Origin of the sequence: Enterobacter sp. HNDS-6, from assembly GCF_039850505.1 — a bacterium.
GTDB lineage: Bacteria > Pseudomonadota > Gammaproteobacteria > Enterobacterales > Enterobacteriaceae > Enterobacter > Enterobacter kobei.
This window is the reverse complement of the sequence record NZ_CP156673.1, coordinates 1,208,862-1,227,920: the sequence shown is the minus strand read 5'-3', so window position 1 is coordinate 1,227,920 and position 19,059 is coordinate 1,208,862. Positions and strand designations below refer to the sequence as shown.

Below are 19,059 nucleotides of genomic sequence, written 5' to 3'. Positions count from 1 at the left end.
GGTCGCTATGCTATATATTGTTCGTCTTATTCTTACCGTTATCTACTGTATTCTGGTCTGTGTTTTCGGCTCAATTTATTGCCTGTTCAGCCCACGCAATCCTAAGCACGTTGCCACCTTCGGCCATATGTTCGGCCGCCTTGCACCGTTGTTTGGTCTGAAGGTTGAAAAACGCCTGCCTGAAGGGGCAGAGAACTTCGGTAATGCCATCTATATCGCCAACCATCAAAACAACTACGATATGGTGACGGCCTCCAATATCGTTCTGCCGCCGACCGTGACGGTGGGGAAAAAGAGCCTGCTGTGGATCCCTTTTTTTGGCCAGTTGTACTGGCTGACCGGTAACCTGCTGATCGACCGTAATAACCGCGCAAAAGCACACAGCACCATTGCGGAAGTGGTGAATCATTTTAAAAAGCGCAAAATATCCATCTGGATGTTCCCGGAAGGAACGCGTAGCCGTGGGCGTGGCCTGCTGCCGTTTAAAACGGGCGCTTTTCATGCCGCAATTGCGGCGGGTGTTCCAATTATTCCTGTGTGCGTTTCCAATACTTCGAATAAGATTAATCTTAACCGCCTGAATAATGGTCTGGTGATTGTCGAAATGTTGCCTCCTGTCGATACCAGCAAATACGGTAAAGACCAGGTACGCGAGCTGGCAGCACATTGCCGCGAGCTGATGGCTCAGCGTATTGCGCAGCTGGACAAAGAAGTCGCAGAAAGAGAAGCCGCCGGTAAGATTTAATCCGGCGTTAAAGGGAAAACGAATTCCCGCGTTGTTAGTCGTTTCAGATGGAGCTTATATGTCACTCAGTCGGCGTCAGTTTATTCAGGCTTCGGGGATTGCCCTCTGTGCGGGTGCGATGCCGCTGACAGCCAGCGCCGCCGGGCAGCAACAGCCGCTGCCCATTCCGCCGTTGATTGAATCCCGTCGCGGCCAGCCGCTATTTCTGACGCTACAGCGCAGCCACTGGTCCTTTACCCAGGGCACGCGCGCGCAGGTATGGGGCATTAACGGGCGCTACCTCGGGCCGACTATACGTGTGTGGAACGGCGATGACGTTAAGCTCATTTACAGCAACCGCACCACTGAAAATGTTGCCATGACCATCAGCGGTTTACAGGTTCCAGGCCCGCTGATCGGTGGCGCGGCGCGCATGATGTCTCCCAACGCCGACTGGGCACCCGTCCTGCCGATCCGCCAGAGCGCGGCAACGCTGTGGTATCACGCCAACACGCCTAACCGCACGGCGCAGCAGGTCTATAACGGTCTGGCAGGGATGTGGCTGGTGGAAGATGAGGTCAGCAAGTCGCTGCCGATCCCGAACCACTACGGCGTGGATGATTTCCCGATCATTATTCAGGATAAGCGCCTGGATAACTTTGGCACGCCGGAGTACAGCGAGCCGGGGAGCGGTGGCTTTGTTGGCGATACGCTGCTGGTAAACGGTGCGCAAAGCCCGTATGTCGAAGTTTCCCGCGGTTGGGTGCGTCTGCGTTTGCTTAATGCCTCTAACTCCCGTCGTTATCAGCTGCAGATGAGCGATGGCCGCCCGCTCCACGTGATCTCCGGCGACCAGGGTTTTTTACCTGCGCCGGTCTCCGTTAAGCAACTGGCGCTGGCGCCGGGGGAACGTCGGGAAATTCTGGTGGATATGACCAACGGGGATGAAGTCTCTGTCACCTGTGGCGAAGCCGCGAGCATTGTTGACCGTATTCGCGGGTTCTTCGAGCCGTCGAGCATTCTTGTCTCCACGCTGGTGTTAACCCTGCGTCCAACCGGCCTGCTGCCGCTGGTCACCGATAGCCTGCCGATGCGTTTGCTGCCGCAGGAGATCATGGGCGGTTCGCCGGTGCGTAGCCGTGATATCAGTCTGGGCGACGATCCGGGCATCAACGGCGCGCTGTGGGACGTCAACCGTATCGACATCACCGCCCAGCAGGGCACCTGGGAGCGCTGGACGGTCCGTTCAGATATGCCGCAGTCGTTCCATATTGAAGGGGTGTCATTCCTGATCCGTAACGTCAACGGTGCGATGCCGTTCCCGGAAGATCGCGGCTGGAAAGATACCGTCTGGGTGGATGGTCAGGTCGAACTGCTTGTCTACTATGGTCAGCCTTCGTGGCCGCACTTCCCGTTCCTGTTCCATAGCCAGACGCTGGAGATGATGGACAGGGGCTCCGTGGGGCAGATGTTGATCAACCCCGCGCCATAACCCCCTGACATTCCCGGTTCGCCGGGAATGTGTTATGCCCGCCAGAAAAAGCGCGAGAACAGAATCAGCACCGGGTAGATTTCCAGACGCCCTAAGATCATCGCCGCGCACATCAGCAGTTTTGCCCCTTCGGTTAAGGTGCCAAACGTTGATGCTGTCTCGCCAAAACCCAGCCCCATATTGTTAATACAGGCGGCAACCGTGGCGAATGACGTAAACAGGTCATAGCCCATCAGATTAAGCGCCCAGACAAAAAATCCGGTAATCATCACGTAGAGAAAAAAGAAGCTCCATACCGAACGCAGAACGCGTTCATTCACCACGCTTTTGCCCACCTTAATACTCAGCAGCGCGCGCGGATGGGCCAGCTGATTCATCTCCTGAATACTCTGCTTAAACATAATGAGAAAACGCAGCGCTTTGATCCCGCCGCAGGTCGAGCCGACGCAGCCACCAAAGAAGCTGGCGCTCAACAGTAAAAAGATGGTGTGGGCAGGCCATTGGGCATAGTCGGCCGTCGCGAGACCGTTATCGGTCATCATCGAGCTGGCAAGGAAGAAAGCGTGTACCAGGCTATCCGTCGGGTTGTACATTCCCGCATGCCAGACCTGCCAGGCGGTGATGAGGATAATCACCGCGGCGGCACTGAGAAAGAATTTGACCTCCGGGCTGCGGCGGATCGGTTTCAGGGTGCGTCTGACAATGGCGACGTACCAGAGGGTAAAGTTAAAGGCAGAAAGCAGCGAAAAGGCCCCGGCAACCAGTTCAATTGCGTGGCTGTCATAAAAGCCAATGCTCTCGCTGCGGGTAGAAAACCCGCCCAGTGAGACAGTTGAAAGCCCGTGACAGATAGCGTCAAAAACGGGCATCCCCGCCAGCCAGTAGGCCAGCGTGCAGGTCACGCCCAGCGCGAAATAGGTCAGCCACAGGGTGCGCGCAGTATCGGCAAGCCGGGGCGTCAGGCGCTCCTCTTTGAACGGCCCCGGCATTTCTGACTGATACAGCTTCATGCCCCCGATGCCCAGCAGCGGCAGTACCGCGACGGCCAGCACGATGACGCCTAACCCGCCAATGAAGTTGAGCTGGGCGCGATAATAAAGGTACGACTTAGGCAGGGCGCTGACGTCCCCGATCACCGTTGCCCCGGTGGTGGTGATTCCGGACACCCCTTCGAAGAGCGCATCCGCAAAAGAGAGATGCAGACCATCATCCATCCATAGCGGCATGGCGCTGATCACTGAAAACAGCAGCCAGAACAGCACAATGATCACGAAACCGTCACGGGTGCGCAGCTGTATGCCGGCGTGACGGGTCGCCCGCCAGGTTAACCCCCCGAGGCTGAAAAAGGTCAGAAACGTGGTTAAAAACGCAAAGTAGGTCCGCTCTTTGTGCAGCAGGGCAATGACCATCGGCGGCAGCATTGAAAGGCTGTACAGCAGAACCAGGAAACCGCAGAGGTGGAGCACAACCCGCAGTTGAGACACATGTAACGAATCGTTGAACTTCACACGGAAACTCCACGCCAGAATGCCTTCCGGCGGCAGAGAACCGGAGGCGTCAGGGATAATTATGATGCAAAATTAACAGGGCGCTGTATTTTAACGACTTCCGCGATTTTATGTCTGCTTCCTGCATCCTTTTCTTCAAATTGGACGGATGAACAGCGTATAATCCCGCTCCTTTTGTCTATTTTTTCTTCGGAAGCATTATGAGCGCCATTTCCCTGATCCAGCCGGATCGTGACCTCTTCTCCTGGCCCCAGTACTGGGCGGCCTGCTTTGGACCGGCGCCGTTCCTGCCGATGTCCCGGGAAGAGATGGACCAACTTGGCTGGGACAGCTGCGATATCATTCTGGTCACAGGCGATGCCTATGTTGACCATCCGAGTTTCGGCATGGCCATCTGCGGCCGTATGCTCGAAGCGCAGGGCTTCCGTGTGGGGATCATCTCCCAGCCTGACTGGAACAGCAAAGACGACTTTATGCGTCTGGGTAAACCGAACCTGTTCTTCGGCGTGACCGCGGGCAACATGGATTCGATGATCAACCGCTATACCGCCGACCGTAAGCTGCGCCATGACGATGCCTATACGCCGGATAACGTGGCGGGCAAACGTCCGGACCGCGCTACCCTCGTCTACACCCAGCGCTGTAAAGAAGCCTGGAAAGACGTGCCGGTGATCCTGGGTGGCATTGAGGCGAGTCTGCGCCGCACCGCGCATTATGACTACTGGTCAGATACCGTTCGCCGCTCGGTGCTGGTGGATTCCAAAGCCGATATGCTGATTTACGGCAACGGTGAACGTCCGCTGGTGGAAGTGGCGCATCGTCTCTCGCAGGGTGAACCGGTGAGCAGCATCCGCGACGTGCGCAATACGGCCATCATGGTGAAAGAGGCGCTGCCGGGCTGGAGCGGGGTGGATTCCCGCATCATTGATATGCCGGGCAAAATCGATCCTATCCCACACCCGTACGGCGAAGATTTGCCGTGTGCGGATAATAAACCGGTTGAGCCAAAGAAAGCGGAAGCAAAGGCGATTGTCGTGCAGCCGCCGCGCCCGAAACCGTGGGAAAAAACCTACGTGCTGCTGCCGTCTTACGAGAAGGTGAAGGCTGACAAAGTTCTCTACGCCCATGCGTCCCGTATTTTGCACCACGAAACCAACCCGGGCTGTGCCCGCGCGTTAATGCAGAAGCACGGCGAGCGCTTTATCTGGATCAACCCGCCAGCGATCCCCCTCTCCACCGAAGAGATGGACAGTGTCTTTGCGCTGCCGTACAAGCGCGTACCGCATCCGGCGTACGGCAACGCCCGCATCCCGGCGTATGAGATGATCCGTTTCTCGATCAACATCATGCGCGGCTGCTTCGGCGGGTGTTCATTCTGCTCTATTACCGAGCACGAAGGCCGTATTATTCAGAGCCGCTCTGAAGATTCGATCATCAATGAGATCGAAGCGATTCGCGACACGGTGCCAGGCTTTACCGGTGTGATCTCCGACCTTGGCGGTCCAACCGCGAACATGTATATGCTGCGCTGTAAGTCGCCGCGCGCGGAGCAAACCTGCCGTCGTCTCTCCTGCGTCTATCCGAGCATCTGCGAGCATATGGATACCAACCACGAGCCGACGATCAATCTCTATCGTCGTGCCCGCGACCTGAAGGGCATCAAGAAGATCCTGATTGCCTCGGGGGTGCGTTACGACATCGCCGTGGAAGATCCGCGCTACATCAAAGAGCTGGCGACCCACCATGTGGGCGGCTACCTGAAGATTGCGCCGGAGCACACCGAAGAAGGTCCGCTGTCGAAGATGATGAAGCCGGGTATGGGCAGCTATGACCGCTTTAAAGAGCTGTTCGACACGTATTCAAAGCAGGCGGGCAAAGAGCAGTACCTGATCCCGTACTTCATCTCCGCGCACCCCGGCACGCGTGATGAGGATATGGTGAACCTGGCACTGTGGCTGAAGCAGCGTCGCTTCCGTCTGGATCAGGTGCAGAACTTCTACCCGTCACCGCTCGCCAACTCGACGACCATGTATTACACCGGCAAGAACCCGCTGAGTAAGATTGGTTACAAGAGTGAAGAGGTGGTGGTGCCAAAAGGAGATAAACAGCGTCGTCTGCATAAAGCGCTGCTGCGTTATCATGACCCGAAAAACTGGCCGCTGATCCGCCAGGCGCTGGAAGAGATGGGTAAAAAACACCTGATCGGTTCACGCCGCGACTGTCTGGTACCGGCTCCGACGCTGGATGAGATGCGCGAAGCGCGTCGCCAGAACCGCAATACGCGCCCGGCGCTGACAAAGCACACGCCGATTGTGCATCAGCGTTCGAACGGTAATTCAAATGCGAAGAAGCCCGTGAAGCGCAAAGCGTAAATAAAAAACCCCGGCAAGCCGGGGTTTTTATGTAGATACGTAGGCCGGGTAAGGCGAAGCCGCCACCCGGCTTTTTTTAACCGCCAAACTGATCCGGGTCCGGCCCTAAGCGTTTGCCCTTCTCCAGCTTCGCAATCTCACCCAGCTCATCTTTGTCCAGGCGGAAATCCCAGACGTCGAAGTTCTCGGCAATACGTGATGGCGTGACTGATTTCGGAATGACGACCAGGCCGTTGTCCAGATGCCAGCGAATGACGATCTGTGCGGGCGTTTTGCCGTATTTATCCGCCAGGTCGCGGATGATTTTCTGATCGAAGACCCCCTCGCCACCCTGCGCCAGCGGGCTCCAGGATTCGGTCTGGATCTTGTGGGTCGCATTCCAGGCGTGAAGCTGGCGCTGCTGCATCAGCGGGTGCAGCTCGATCTGATTAATCACCGGTGCGATGCCTGTCTCATCAATCAGGCGCTGCAGGTGATGAACCTGGAAGTTACAGACGCCGATGCTTTTCACCAGCCCCTCTTTTTGCAGTTCAATCATCCCTTTCCAGGCATCAACATAATGGTCGATGGCGGGAACCGGCCAGTGCATCAGATACAGATCGACGAAATCGAGCTGAAGTTTCTCCAGACTCTCCTGCAGGGCTTCGCGAGGGCGTTTTTGATCGTCATTCCACAGTTTCGTGGTAATGAATAATTCATCGCGGGGGACGCCGGCGCTGGCCAGTGCAGTGCCTACGCCGTCCTCGTTTTTGTAGGCGGCGGCGGTATCAATTGACCGATAGCCGACTTCCAGGGCTTTATGAATGGCGGAGACGACCTCGTCGTTACCGGCTTTCCATACACCTAGCCCCAACTGGGGCATCACGTTGCCATCCTGCAGCTTGATTACGGTTTGGTTTGCCATTTTTCCTCCTTCAGGTGCGCATCGCCGGAGGGGGGCTCCGGCGATGGGGTGTGCATTAAGTCTGGACGAAATGTCAAAAAACGAAAGTCGGGAGGACAAAAACGCTTAGCGTGCCGCTTCGTAGATACGGCGGCTGACGTCCAGCGTAATGTCACCGTGCTCGCCCAGTTGGGTCATGCCGTGCGCGTCGAGTTTCTCCAGCAGAGCAGGGATAGAACTGCCATCCAGGCCGTAGCCAGACAGGCGCGTTGGTACGCCCAGGCTTTCGAAGAAGTTGCGTGTCGCTTCGATGGCCGCATCAATACGCGCATCGTCAGAACCCTCGGTGATGTTCCACACGCGCTCTGCGTACTGCAGCAGTTTGGCGCGTTTGGTATCCCGTTTTTCGTTCCACAGCGCAGGCAGAACCACCGCCAGGGTCTGAGCGTGATCGAGACCGTGCATCGCCGTCAGTTCGTGACCCAGCATGTGGGTCGCCCAGTCCTGCGGCACGCCTGCGCCGATCAGACCGTTCAGCGCCTGCGTTGCCGCCCACATGACGTTGGCACGAACGTCATAGTTTTCCGGCTCTTTCAGCGCTTTCGGACCTTCTTCAACCAGCGTCAGCAGAATGCCTTCCGCGAAACGATCCTGAATTTTGGCATTCACCGGGTAGGTCACGTACTGCTCAACGGTGTGAACAAAGGCATCAACCACACCGTTCGCTACCTGACGTGCAGGCAGGGTATAGGTGTAAACCGGGTCGAGGATAGCGAAGACAGGCTGCACGTGCTCGTTCATAAAGGCCTGTTTGTCACCGGTGGTTTTACGGGAGATCACTGCGCCTTTGTTGGATTCGGAACCGGTGGCTGGCAGGGTCAGCACGGAGCCCATCGGGATTGCGCTTTTAATGTCGCTGCCGCGGGTTTCCAGGATGTGCCACGGGTCAACGCCGTCAGCGTAGTGCGCTGCCGCCGCGATGAACTTCGTGCCATCCAGAACGGAACCGCCACCGACCGCCAGCAGGAAAGTAATGTTTTCTTCACGGGCGATTTTTACCGCATTCATCAGCGTTTCGTAAGACGGGTTTGGCTCGATGCCGCCGAACTCACGCACGTCCAGACCGTCCAGGGCGCTGTAAACCTGATCCAGCACGCCGGTTTTTTTCACGCTGCCGCCACCGTAGGTGATCAGGACACGCGCATCAGCGGGGATCTGCGCACGCAGGTCAGCGATTGCGTCTTTGCCAAACAGAATGCGGGTTGGGGTATGGAGATTAAAATTGTTCATTGCTCGTTCCCTTTAGTGGGTGAAAAACCGTGGCGGCACTGATGCCTGCCTGATGCTGCACATTGTGGCGGTCCGGGGCTATGCTCTCAATGCACATTCCTGCCAATGTCTTGCCCATTTCTACAGAGCGCTGGAGAAACCTCGGGAAAGTGCGCAAACTGTGAAAGTCGGAAAACGTACCCGGAGTAACGAAAAATGAACCGTGAAGCGATCTGCCATCAGCTTACCGCGCAGATTAAGAGACTGATAGATAATGAAAATAGTGTTAGCGATCAGTTGCCTGATATTCGTCTGCTCTATGGCACGCAGCCCGGGACGCGCACGCCAGTGATGTACCAGCCGGGCATCGTTTTTCTCTTTTCGGGCCATAAAATTGGTTATATCAATGACCGCGTGTTCCGCTACGACACCAATGAATATCTGCTTCTGACAGTACCTTTACCCTTTGAATGTGAAACTTTCGCGACAGAGGAGGTCCCGCTGGCGGGTATTCGCGTTAATGTCGATATCCTTCAGTTGCAGGAACTGCTGATGGAGATAGGCGAAGATGAACTCTTCCAGCCGTCGATGGCTTCAAGCGGGATTAACTCGGCCACGCTGTCTGAAGAGATCCTGTGCGCCATCGAGCGTCTGCTGGACGTCATGGAGCGGCCGCTGGACGCGCGTATCCTGGGCAAGCAGATCATTCGCGAAATTCTCTATCATGTGCTGCTGGGCCCTGGCGGGGGAGCGTTGCTGGCGCTGGTGAGCCGACAGACCCACTTCAGTCTGATAAGCCGCGTGCTCAAGCGTATTGAGAGCCAGTACACGGAAAACCTCAGCGTCGATCAGCTCGCCGCGGAAGCGAACATGAGTGTCTCGGCGTTTCACCATAACTTTAAATCGGTGACCAGCACCTCGCCGCTGCAATACCTCAAGACCTACCGGCTGCATAAGGCGCGGATGCTGATGATCCACGACGGCATGAAGGCCAGCGCGGCGGCAATGCGGGTGGGCTATGAGAGTGCGTCGCAGTTTAGTCGGGAGTTTAAGCGCTATTTCGGCGTCACGCCGGGAGAAGATGCGTCGCGTATACGAACGATGCAGGGCGCCTGACGAGAAACGTAGGCCGGGTAAGGCGTAGCCGCCACCCGGCTTTTGTTTATGCGCTGCAGTACTTTTTCTTAATCACCACCGCAATGGTTCCCACCAGGCCTGCAACCAGCAGGACCATTGGCAGAACCATCAGGAATGTCATCACCTGATCTTCATGGTGTTTCACAAAGGGGATCATATTCAGCGCGTAGCCTAACGTGGTCACGACCCCCACCCACAGCAGGCCGCTCAGCCAGTTGAAGAACTGAAAACGGCGGTTCGACAGGCCGGAAATACCCGCCATGGTGGGCAGCAGGGTGCGAATAAAAGCCAGAAAACGTCCGGCCAGCAGCGCCAGCAGGCCGTGTCGGTCAAACATACAGGTCGCCCGCTGATGGTATTTATGCGGTAACTGCGCCAGCCAGCCTTTTACGACACGCGTGTTCCCCAGCCAGCGGCCCTGCAGATAGCTCAGCCAGCAGCCCAGGCTCGCGGCAGAGGTGAGGATAACCATCGTTGGCGTAAAGTCCATAACGCCTTTACCGATCAATGCCCCGGCAAGCAAAAGCAAACTGTCACCGGGTAAAAACGAGGCTGGCAGTAATCCATTTTCCAGAAACAGCGTTGCGAACATCACGAAATAGACGACGCCTATAACGTGCGGATCCGCCAGTGCGGCAAAATCATGTTGCCAGAGCGCCGCGATAATATCTTGAATAACAGCCATGGACTTTCCTGTGGAACAGCAGAGATAACGCTATTGTACTCCCAATTATACCTGCCGGGATTGATCGCAGGCGCAACTCATGCAGACTTTTCTGCTTGCAGTGTTAAGAAAAGCGTCCGGGGAGTACATTTTCAGCGAGCACTCTACACGATACGTTCAAACCCTGCTGATAAATCCGCAATTAAATCGTCCACATTTTCTAAACCGATGTGCAGGCGAATCAGGGTGCCGCTGAAGTCCACTTCGCCGCCAGGGCGCAGAGCCGCGATTTGCTCCGGCTGATTAGGCAGGATCAGGGACTCAAAACCGCCCCAGGAGTAGGCCATGCTGAAGAGGGTAAAGTGATCCAGATAGTTTGCCAGTTCGTCATTATCTAGCCGTTTTTTAAGCACAAACGAGAACAACCCGCTGCTGCCCGTAAAGTCACGTTGCCAGAATTCATGGCCTTTACTGCCCGCAAGCGCAGGATGATTAACGCGCTCAACCTGTGGATGCTGAGCCAGCCACTCTGCCACTTTCAGGCTGCTTTCATGGTGTTGACGCAGGCGAACCCCCAGCGTGCGGATACCGCGGCTGGTCATGTAGGCCGTATCTGCATCGACCATCTGGCCCATCAGGTAGGCATTTTCACGCAGCTGATCCCAGCAGCGCGCGTTAGATACTGCTGTGCCAATCATCCCGTCTGAATGGCCAATCAGGTATTTCGTCGCCGCCTGAATCGAGATATCAATGTCGAATTCCAGCGCTTTAAACAACACGCCCGCCGCCCAGGTGTTGTCGATCATGATGATCGCCTCCGGCGCTTTGCTGCGCACGGCCTTCACGATAGCCGGTACGTCGTGCACTTCCATGGTGATTGAACCGGGAGACTCCAGGAACACGATGCGCGTGTTTGGCTGAATAAGTTCGGCAATGCCTGCGCCAATCAGCGGATCGAACCACCCGGTAGTGACGCCGAGTTTACTGAGTATTTTGGTGCAGAAGTCCTGGCTGGGTTCATAGGCGGTGTTGGTCATCAGGATATGGTCGCCCTGTTCCACAAACGCCAGAATGGTATTGGAGACCGCAGCCGCACCGCACGGGAACAGCGCGCAGCCCGCACCGCCTTCCAGCTCGCACATCGCTTCCTGCAGAGAAAAATGGGTTAGCGTGCCGCGACGGCCATAAAACAGCCCGCCTTTTGCGCGGTTACGCGTGGCGATTTTTTTCTCCTCAACGGTGTCAAACACCAGGGAGGAGGCGCGTTGAATCACGCTGTTAACCGAACCCTGCGTATATTTTTTGCTGCGTCCGGCCTGTACCAGCGTGGTATCAAGATGCTTCTTAGTCATGTTCGCTAACCCTGTTTTTATACGTCTGGACGTCCAGACTACCACGATTGTGAAAAACTTCACCCGCATGCTTATCGAATAAGCAGAAAATATTAGCAAAAAACCGCATAAGAAATTTTTACTGCGTAAGCGCAAGGAAAGTGAGCGAAAATTACGGCACCATGCAAATACTAATGAGAACTACTATCAATTCGACGACGTTTTGATATTATTACGTTCAGATTTTGTGATTTGCGTCCTGGAGATACAGAGTGGGTAATAATTTGATGCAGACGGATCTCTCCGTTTGGGGCATGTATCAACATGCTGACATCGTGGTTAAGATTGTGATGATCGGCCTGATTCTGGCGTCCGTTGTCACCTGGGCTATCTTCTTCAGCAAAAGCGCCGAGCTGCTTTCGCAGAAGCGTCGCCTCAAGCGGGAACAGCAGCAGCTGGCAGAAGCCCGCTCTCTGGATCAGGCGTCTGATATGACCTCATCCTTCCACGCAAAAAGCCTGACCACCCTGTTAGTGAACGAAGCGCAGAACGAGCTGGAACTCTCCGCTGGCAGTGAAGATAACGAAGGCATTAAAGAGCGTACCGGTTTCCGTCTGGAGCGTCGCGTTGCGGCCGTTGGCCGACACATGGGACGTGGTAATGGTTATCTGGCTACCATTGGCGCAATTTCGCCGTTCGTCGGTCTTTTCGGTACGGTCTGGGGCATCATGAACAGCTTTATCGGTATCGCTCAGACTCAAACCACCAACCTGGCGGTTGTTGCGCCCGGTATCGCAGAAGCGCTGCTGGCGACGGCGATTGGTCTGGTCGCGGCGATTCCGGCTGTCGTTATCTATAACATTTTCGCGCGTATGATTGGCAGCTACAAAGCCACGCTCGGTGACGTTGCCGCTCAGGTTCTGCTGCTGCAAAGCCGCGATCTCGACCTGAATGCCAGCGCCGTGAAACCGGTGCATGCGGCGTCTAAACTGCGCGTAGGTTGATATTATGGCGATGCGTCTAAACGAAAATCTGGACGATAACGGTGAAATGCATGAGATCAACGTGACGCCGTTTATCGACGTCATGCTGGTTCTGCTGATTATCTTTATGGTCGCTGCGCCGCTGGCGACGGTGGACGTGAAGGTGAATCTGCCGGCCTCGTCCAGTCAGCCGCAGCCGCGCCCGGAAAAGCCCATCTATCTTTCGGTGAAAGCGGATAAATCGATGTTCCTGGGTAACGACCCGGTAACGGATGCTTCGGTTATTCCGGCGCTGGATCAGCTAACCGGCGGCAAGAAAGACACCACCGTCTTCTTCCGTGCGGACAAAACCGTCGACTACGAAACCATGATGAAGGTGATGGACACGCTGCATCAGGCGGGTTATCTGAAGATTGGACTGGTCGGCGAAGAGAAAGCGGCCAAAAAATAGTAAAGAAGCTGGCGAAAGCCGGCTTTTTTTATATCTGTCGGTTTATGCGTTTTTATTATCCGTCTGCGCGGCAGAGGAGGTTGCCAGCGTGTCTTCGTCGAGCGCAACGCAGGTGACGTTTGAGGTACGGTACTCACCGGCTGACAGCTTGCGCGTCAGGCGCAGGGTGGCGACTTCTCTGGCAAGCAGATACTGATAGTTGGCCTCGAGCCGGCCCAGCAGCTTCTCTTTCAGCTCGGGTTGCTGCTCGATGAGGCTATTTATCACCGCACCGTAAATCTCTTCTTTGACCTGTAGCGGGTAAATCTCGCGGCGATTCTGCCATTTCAGCCGCACCAGCGTCGCCGGAATCGATACCAGGTCTTGCGTAATACGCGTCATCTCGATATTTTTTGTGTTTCTCAGGGCGTCGAGATTTTGCTTTAAGATAAATTCATCACTTTTTTTATCATCTAAAGTCAAATAAACGTCGTTGTCTTTAACTTCTTTCACGTTAATCTTCCCCAAGGGTATAAAAAATAGGGTTGTTTTTTTCACGCGTAATTAGATTAAGCCAAATTTCATTGCCCGCTTCATTTATTTCTTTTGTTTTTTCAGCCATTATTTGACTTAGTTTCTGGGCATCTATTTCGCCTTCAGCCTGGAGGTCATTCAGCAGGTGGACGAAGGCCTCAATTTTTATAGCGCGAAATAAGCGGTCTTTTATATGGCGATCGTGCTCCTCCAGCAACATATTACGGGATTTGCCAGTGCGGGAAACACCAATTAATATATCAGGCTCGAAATCGGAGAGCTTTCTTTTCCCCTGAGTGAAACTGGCCTTTTTTTCTTCTTCCGTCGGTTGCTGTTCCACAGGCGTAATGTGGTACTTAGCCGGGACGAGATAGTCGGGCAGCATTTTTTAATTTCCTTTATTTTCAACAGGGTGGGGTTGGTAAAGGCGTGAGATTCGTTGACAATATCATGAGGCAATTTTAAAATCAAAAAAAATGGAGCCAACCCATGAACAGCATCTTTTTTACGGTCATCACATTACTATTACTGACCGCTGGTGTGCTTTTATTGATGCAGGAGTTCAATAAAACGAAAGTGTCGAAAGACACCAGTGAACCTCCACAGCCTGAACTGATGACAAAAGAGGAAGGTGAAGACCATTTCTCTGTTTTGATGAACTCTGTTACGCCTGTCTGGTACTGGCGGGTAAATCACGAATATATCGACTTTTTACACGCGACAATTAAGCGTATGAAAATGTCCGAAATTAATGACACGCCCGGTCTGTTTGAGGCGCAGCGTCGTTGCAGCGACCTGAATTCAGCGGTTTATAAATATTACGACAATATCAAAAAGCGCTGTCTTAACGGAGAGAAGGTCTCGTATTCAGACCTGGACGTATTAAACCTTCGCCAGTGTTTTCGTGAGTTCAGTCTGGAAGCCTACCCCGAACTTGTGGTGCTGGTCTGGCCGGAGTATGCGCGTCCGGAGGTTAATCCAGACAACGTCTAAGTCATGAACAGTTGAGTTCTTGCAAACAGCCAGCGCCGTTGAGATATACTGGGCGCTGGTTTCTTTTGCAAACAGGACTTTATGGAACGCTTCTTTGAAAATGCCATGTACGCCTCCCGCTGGATACTGGCTCCCGTCTATTTTGGCCTTTCGCTGGCACTTATCGCGCTGACGATTAAGTTTTTTCAGGAAATCCTGCATGTTCTGCCGAACATTTTTTCCATTGCCGAAGCGGACCTGATTCTGGTTCTGCTGTCGCTGGTGGATATGACCCTGGTGGGGGGATTGCTGGTGATGGTGATGTTTTCCGGCTACGAGAATTTTGTCTCCCAGCTTGATATCGACGAGCGCAAGGAGAAGCTCAACTGGCTGGGCAAAATGGATGCCTCGTCGCTGAAGAATAAAGTGGCAGCGTCGATTGTGGCGATCTCCTCTATCCACCTGTTGCGCGTGTTTATGGACGCGAAGAATGTCCCAGATAATAAACTGATGTGGTACGTGATTATCCACCTGACGTTTGTGCTGTCGGCGTTTGTGATGGGGTATCTGGATAAGATCAGTAAGAAGTAAAGTGCATATCCCTCTCCCCAGAGGGGAGAGGGCATCAATCTGCACTATTTATCCGACGACGCCTGCCACAGATTCAACTCCCCATCCGCAACATGCTGGTCAATCCGCGTGAGTTCGTCCTCTGTAAAGCGCAGGTTATCCAGCGCCCGCACGTTCTCCTCAAGCTGTTCCGGACGGCTGGCACCAATCAGCACTGACGTCACGCGCGCATCTTTCAGCAACCAGCTCAACGCCATTTGCGCCATGGTCTGGCCACGCGCCTGTGCCATCTCATTGAGCAGACGAAGACTGCTCAGGTTGGCGTCGGTCAGCATCTTCTCTGTCAGCCCGCGCACCTTATGCCCTTCTCGCTGCATGCGTGAACCTTCCGGAATGCCGTTCAGGTATTTCCCGGTCAGCAGACCCTGCGCCAGCGGGGTAAAGGCAATACATCCCGTACCGTTTGCTTCCAGCGCATCCAGCAATCCGGTCTTATCGACCCAGCGGTTAAGCAGGTTATAGGACGGCTGGTGGATGAGCAGTGGGATCTTCCACTCGCGCAGTAACCCGGCCATTTTTTGAGTGCGCTCCGTTGAGTAGGACGAGATCCCGACGTACAGCGCTTTGCCGCTCTGCACGGCGTGAGCCAGCGCTGAGGCCGTCTCTTCCATCGGCGTATTTTCATCCACGCGGTGGGAGTAGAAAATATCAACGTACTCGACCCCCATGCGTTTCAGGCTTTGATCGAGGCTGGCGAGCAGGTATTTGCGTGAACCGCCTGAACCGTACGGCCCCGGCCACATGTCGTAACCGGCTTTAGTGGAGATGATGAGCTCATCGCGGTACGCGGCAAAGTCCTCTCGCAGCAGGCGGCCAAAGTTCTCCTCTGCGCTCCCTGCCGGTGGGCCGTAGTTGTTGGCAAGATCGAAATGGGTAATGCCGAGATCGAAGGCTTTACGTAGCAGTGCGCGCTGGGCATCGAGAGGCTGGACGTGGCCAAAGCTATGCCACAGACCCAGCGACAGCGCTGGCAGGCGCAGGCCGCTCTTTCCACAATAGCGGTACTGCATGTTCTCGTAGCGGTCAGGGGAAGGGTGCCAGGACATGATGTCTCCTTTCTTATTTAATGAATTTTCGAAACAGCGTTTTTATTCTGCGTTTATCAAATCATAAATTGTTCACAGAAGCGATGACAGGGTTTAACCCCTTCATATTGAAAGGTAATAATTAACCCTGGCTGTGCGACCTGTGAAGCCGCGCTAATTAAAAATAATCACAAAAGGTTATAATTTCCGCGCTGCCTGCCGATAAAGAGAGGAGTACTCGCCTCTGGGCGAATTCACCCTCACGGCAAGGAAATCTTATGAATATGCTACGTAATTTCACGATCCGCTTCGTCATGCTGACGATTCTCGGGATCTTTTGTTTAATGTGGGCGGGCGTTGGGCTGTACAGCACCTGGTCTTTGTCACGCGTTTCAGAGGGCAATGAAGTTGATCGCCATCTGGTGAAACAGATGACGGTACTGAGCCAGGGCAACGATCAGTATTTCCGCTTCGTGACCCGCCTGAGCCGCGCAATGGAAGTCAAAGCCGCTGGCGGCACGCCCGATTTGTCCTCCGCCCAACAGGCGCTGGATAACATGGGCAAGAAACTGGCCGAGATGAAAGCGATGTCACCCGGCCCGATGGATGAGGCGATCGCATCCCGGGTGATCGGCTCCTGGCAGGCGCTGCTCGACCAGGGCGTGACGCCGCAAATGGCGCAGGCGAAGCAGGGGGCTCTGGAAGGCTACCGCCAGCAGGCCAACAACGTCACGCCACCGTTTAGCCGTGCGTTCGGTGCGGCTGCCGAGGCGTTCAACACTGCCGCTGCGAACACGCTCGACAGTACCCGCGTGGTGGTGGACGGCCTGACCAGTATGACCCGCACGGTGATTATCGTCGCCACGATTATCGGTCTGCTGATTCTGCTCTTTACCGACCGTTACCTGGTGGCGATGCTGGTAAAACCGCTGGAGCGTATCCGCCAGCAGTTCCGCCAGATTGCCCAGGGCGATCTCAGCCAGCCCATTGCGCCGTTCGGCCGCAACTGTGTGGGACAACTGGTTCCCCTGCTGAGTGCCATGCAGGACAGCCTGCGTGAAGCCGTCAGTACGATTCGCTCGGGCAGTGAAAATATCTGGCGCGGGGCGACGGAAATCTCCAGCGGCAATAACGATCTCTCTTCGCGCACCGAAGAGCAGGCTGCCGCACTGGAAGAGACGGCGGCCAGCATGGAACAGCTGACCGCCACCGTGAAACTGAACGCGGAAAGCGCGCGTCAGGCCAGCCAGCTTGCCGATGTGGCTTCAACCACTGCCAGCCGCGGCGGTTCACTGGTGGAAGAGGTGGTTACCACCATGAGCGGTATTTCCGAAAGCTCGAAGAAAATTGCTGAAATCACCAACGTCATCAACAGTATTGCCTTCCAGACCAATATCCTGGCGCTCAACGCAGCCGTTGAAGCGGCACGCGCGGGCGAGCAGGGCCGCGGTTTCGCCGTCGTCGCGGGGGAAGTCCGTAATCTGGCAAGCCGCAGCGCCAACGCGGCCAAGGAAATTGAGGGGCTGATTGCTGATTCGGTTAATCGCGTAGAACAGGGGGCACAGCTGGTGGGCGACACGGGCACGACCATGGATGCCATCTTACGCGACGTGACGGAAGTGACGACCATTATGAAGCAAATCGCTTCCGCTTCTGAAGAGCAAAGCAAGGGCATTTCGCAGGTCGGGATTGCTATTACGCAGATGGACGGCGTCACCCAGCAAAACGCCTCGCTGGTGGAAGAGGTTTCCGCGGCAGCCGCCGCGCTGGAACGTCAGACCGAAGAGCTTCAGCGTTCGGTGCAGAAGTTCCGCCTGACGGCATAACACAACGTTACAAGGCCGCCTGATGCGGCCTTGTATTATCGTTTAACCCTGCTGTTGCAATTCGAGAAATCGGATATCCCGTTGCAGATGCCACTTCTGCGATACGCTTAAATGAGGGGTTACCGTTTGGTGAGAGTGATTTATAAAGTGATTCGCGAGAAATGCCAGCACGTTTTGCAATAACAGTCATCCCGCCAGAGGCTTCGATCACATGCCGTAAGGCGAGCATGAACGCCTCATAGCCTCCTGGCTCGTCAATTTCAATGAAAGCCTGGTGAAGATAGACGGGCGCGAAATCCGGAGAATCTTTCAGGAGTTGTACCATTGCGTCATCATGAAGTACTGATTTAGCCATTGCGATTTCCTCTTATATTCTGCGCTTGTAGTCGTTGAGGTACTCAACGGCCCTTTCAATGTCTGCATTTTGCTTTTTTTTCGTTCCAGTCAATAGCACCAGACTTACTGCGCCATCTGCCGGATCGGAGACTTCACTAAAATAGACACGATAGCCGGGTCCCCGGTCAATTCTGAGCTCTGACACACTCTCTCTGCATGGTTTGCAATCGCCATAGTTACCCGTCGACATTCTGGCGACACGCGTGGCAATCATGGCTTTTGCTATGGGATCTTTCAAACTTCGCAGATATGCATCAAAAGGATCATATCCATCAGCTGTAATGTAGTGTTTAACGTTAGCCATTATTGTAGCCTGTAGTTTACGATAAGCAAAGCATTGTAATCTTCAGGCTACGACAGGCAATTGTTTGCATCGTAATAACTGAGCGGGAAGATAATTTTCAGAAAGCGGATCGCAAAAACGAGAGATTTGGCAGGGGGGGGGATTATTGAACAACGCTGTGGCCGGGCAAACGCAGCGCTGCCCGGCAATACTTATCAGTGGGTCGCTTCGCCAATCAGTGCACCCGTGCCCGCACCCACGGCCGCTCCTTTCAGCACACTCTTGCCCGTCACGGCAGCCGCTCCTGCGCCAACGACGGCACCCACGGCACCCCCCTTACGTGCGTCTTTACCTTTTTCGCCGTTTTTGAACATGGCACCTGTACCTGCGCCAACAACGGCACCGCCGACGGTGGATTTCAGATCTTTGCCTGTGGCCGCGCCAATGGCGGCGCCCGCTACCGCGCCAGCGGCGGTTTTGTCGATGGCCATTCCCGAGGTGGAAAAAAGGAGAGCGCTGATGACCAGCGTTGTTTTAATAAGTTTCATAACAGATCCTTTGTGACTGCTGTCGATTGATACGTCGTTTCTCACATCTGCG

Annotated in this window: 20 protein-coding genes; 9 read left to right on the top strand and 11 right to left on the bottom strand. The window is 54.8% G+C overall.

Annotation, left to right across the window (positions count from 1 at the left end; genetic code table 11):
- The first annotated feature begins 7 nt into the window (after nucleotides 1–7).
- Together plsC and ftsP are read left to right on the top strand one after the other, a co-directional pair.
- Complete coding sequence (gene plsC / locus ABFI50_RS05620) at nucleotides 8–745, top strand: 1-acylglycerol-3-phosphate O-acyltransferase (protein WP_014885242.1); 738 nt, start codon at nucleotides 8–10, stop codon at nucleotides 743–745.
- 58 nt (nucleotides 746–803) lie between these two features.
- Entirely contained in the window at nucleotides 804–2,216 is a 1,413-nt protein-coding gene (gene ftsP, locus ABFI50_RS05615; RefSeq protein ID WP_088127286.1) for a cell division protein FtsP, read from the top strand.
- Between the two features lie 32 nt (nucleotides 2,217–2,248).
- On the opposite strand, the gene ABFI50_RS05610 is transcribed toward ftsP, so the two are convergent.
- On the bottom strand, nucleotides 2,249–3,724 hold the full coding sequence (locus tag ABFI50_RS05610) for a TrkH family potassium uptake protein (RefSeq protein WP_014885240.1): 1,476 nt from the start codon (nucleotides 3,722–3,724) through the stop codon (nucleotides 2,249–2,251).
- A 200-nt stretch (nucleotides 3,725–3,924) separates the two neighbouring features.
- Here ABFI50_RS05610 and ABFI50_RS05605 point away from each other — a divergent pair, with 200 nt between their 5' ends.
- Nucleotides 3,925–6,096, top strand: coding sequence for a YgiQ family radical SAM protein (locus ABFI50_RS05605; protein ID WP_023338788.1), 2,172 nt, complete (start codon nucleotides 3,925–3,927; stop codon nucleotides 6,094–6,096).
- A 76-nt stretch (nucleotides 6,097–6,172) separates the two neighbouring features.
- Here the strand turns inward: ABFI50_RS05605 and dkgA are convergent, their stop codons facing one another.
- Both dkgA and yqhD read right to left on the bottom strand, forming a co-directional pair.
- Nucleotides 6,173–7,000, bottom strand: coding sequence for a 2,5-didehydrogluconate reductase DkgA (gene dkgA, locus ABFI50_RS05600; RefSeq protein WP_014885238.1), 828 nt, complete (start codon nucleotides 6,998–7,000; stop codon nucleotides 6,173–6,175).
- Nucleotides 7,001–7,105: 105 nt separating this feature from the next.
- On the bottom strand, nucleotides 7,106–8,269 hold the full coding sequence (gene yqhD, locus ABFI50_RS05595) for an alcohol dehydrogenase (protein ID WP_023331305.1): 1,164 nt from the start codon (nucleotides 8,267–8,269) through the stop codon (nucleotides 7,106–7,108).
- A gap of 195 nt (nucleotides 8,270–8,464) precedes the next feature.
- On the opposite strand from yqhD, the gene ABFI50_RS05590 reads away from it, so the two are divergent.
- Nucleotides 8,465–9,364, top strand: a complete 900-nt coding sequence (locus ABFI50_RS05590) for an AraC family transcriptional regulator (protein ID WP_014885236.1) — start codon at nucleotides 8,465–8,467, stop codon at nucleotides 9,362–9,364.
- Nucleotides 9,365–9,410: 46 nt separating this feature from the next.
- On the opposite strand, the gene yghB is transcribed toward ABFI50_RS05590, so the two are convergent.
- Together yghB and metC are read right to left on the bottom strand one after the other, a co-directional pair.
- Nucleotides 9,411–10,070 (bottom strand): DedA family general envelope maintenance protein YghB, encoded by a 660-nt coding sequence (yghB, locus tag ABFI50_RS05585; RefSeq protein ID WP_023338787.1) that lies wholly within the window; start codon nucleotides 10,068–10,070, stop codon nucleotides 9,411–9,413.
- Nucleotides 10,071–10,213: 143 nt separating this feature from the next.
- Entirely contained in the window at nucleotides 10,214–11,401 is a 1,188-nt protein-coding gene (metC, locus tag ABFI50_RS05580) for a cystathionine beta-lyase (protein WP_047625868.1), read from the bottom strand.
- A 251-nt stretch (nucleotides 11,402–11,652) separates the two neighbouring features.
- Between metC and exbB the strand changes: the two genes are divergently transcribed.
- Both exbB and exbD read left to right on the top strand, forming a co-directional pair.
- Entirely contained in the window at nucleotides 11,653–12,384 is a 732-nt protein-coding gene (gene exbB, locus ABFI50_RS05575; protein ID WP_014885233.1) for a tol-pal system-associated acyl-CoA thioesterase, read from the top strand.
- A gap of 4 nt (nucleotides 12,385–12,388) precedes the next feature.
- Nucleotides 12,389–12,814: a TonB system transport protein ExbD gene (exbD, locus tag ABFI50_RS05570; protein ID WP_014885232.1), complete on the top strand. Its 426-nt coding sequence runs from the start codon at nucleotides 12,389–12,391 to the stop codon at nucleotides 12,812–12,814.
- A 42-nt stretch (nucleotides 12,815–12,856) separates the two neighbouring features.
- Here exbD and ABFI50_RS05565 read toward each other — a convergent pair whose 3' ends face one another.
- Both ABFI50_RS05565 and ABFI50_RS05560 read right to left on the bottom strand, forming a co-directional pair.
- Complete coding sequence (locus ABFI50_RS05565) at nucleotides 12,857–13,306, bottom strand: hypothetical protein (protein ID WP_014885231.1); 450 nt, start codon at nucleotides 13,304–13,306, stop codon at nucleotides 12,857–12,859.
- Nucleotide 13,307: 1 nt separating this feature from the next.
- Nucleotides 13,308–13,712, bottom strand: coding sequence for a hypothetical protein (locus tag ABFI50_RS05560; protein ID WP_014885230.1), 405 nt, complete (start codon nucleotides 13,710–13,712; stop codon nucleotides 13,308–13,310).
- Nucleotides 13,713–13,816: 104 nt separating this feature from the next.
- On the opposite strand from ABFI50_RS05560, the gene ABFI50_RS05555 reads away from it, so the two are divergent.
- Both ABFI50_RS05555 and ABFI50_RS05550 read left to right on the top strand, forming a co-directional pair.
- Nucleotides 13,817–14,320 carry a hypothetical protein gene (locus tag ABFI50_RS05555; RefSeq protein WP_008499806.1) on the top strand — a complete coding sequence of 168 codons (504 nt, stop codon included), beginning with the start codon at nucleotides 13,817–13,819 and terminating at the stop codon, nucleotides 14,318–14,320.
- Nucleotides 14,321–14,401: 81 nt separating this feature from the next.
- Nucleotides 14,402–14,890: a TIGR00645 family protein gene (locus tag ABFI50_RS05550; RefSeq protein ID WP_014171606.1), complete on the top strand. Its 489-nt coding sequence runs from the start codon at nucleotides 14,402–14,404 to the stop codon at nucleotides 14,888–14,890.
- A 44-nt stretch (nucleotides 14,891–14,934) separates the two neighbouring features.
- Here the strand turns inward: ABFI50_RS05550 and ABFI50_RS05545 are convergent, their stop codons facing one another.
- Complete coding sequence (locus tag ABFI50_RS05545; protein WP_023331302.1) at nucleotides 14,935–15,975, bottom strand: aldo/keto reductase; 1,041 nt, start codon at nucleotides 15,973–15,975, stop codon at nucleotides 14,935–14,937.
- A gap of 257 nt (nucleotides 15,976–16,232) precedes the next feature.
- Here ABFI50_RS05545 and ABFI50_RS05540 point away from each other — a divergent pair, with 257 nt between their 5' ends.
- On the top strand, nucleotides 16,233–17,780 hold the full coding sequence (locus tag ABFI50_RS05540; RefSeq protein ID WP_063434082.1) for a methyl-accepting chemotaxis protein: 1,548 nt from the start codon (nucleotides 16,233–16,235) through the stop codon (nucleotides 17,778–17,780).
- 7 nt (nucleotides 17,781–17,787) lie between these two features.
- Here ABFI50_RS05540 and ABFI50_RS05535 read toward each other — a convergent pair whose 3' ends face one another.
- From ABFI50_RS05535 to ABFI50_RS05525, 3 genes are all read right to left on the bottom strand, one after another.
- Nucleotides 17,788–18,135 (bottom strand): DNA-binding protein, encoded by a 348-nt coding sequence (locus ABFI50_RS05535; protein WP_014885227.1) that lies wholly within the window; start codon nucleotides 18,133–18,135, stop codon nucleotides 17,788–17,790.
- A 12-nt stretch (nucleotides 18,136–18,147) separates the two neighbouring features.
- A complete protein-coding gene (locus ABFI50_RS05530) occupies nucleotides 18,148–18,480 on the bottom strand; it encodes a type II toxin-antitoxin system RelE/ParE family toxin (protein WP_014885226.1) in 333 nt (110 codons plus the stop codon).
- A gap of 194 nt (nucleotides 18,481–18,674) precedes the next feature.
- Nucleotides 18,675–19,007 carry a glycine zipper domain-containing protein gene (locus ABFI50_RS05525; protein WP_014885225.1) on the bottom strand — a complete coding sequence of 111 codons (333 nt, stop codon included), beginning with the start codon at nucleotides 19,005–19,007 and terminating at the stop codon, nucleotides 18,675–18,677.
- Nucleotides 19,008–19,059: the final 52 nt, after the last annotated feature.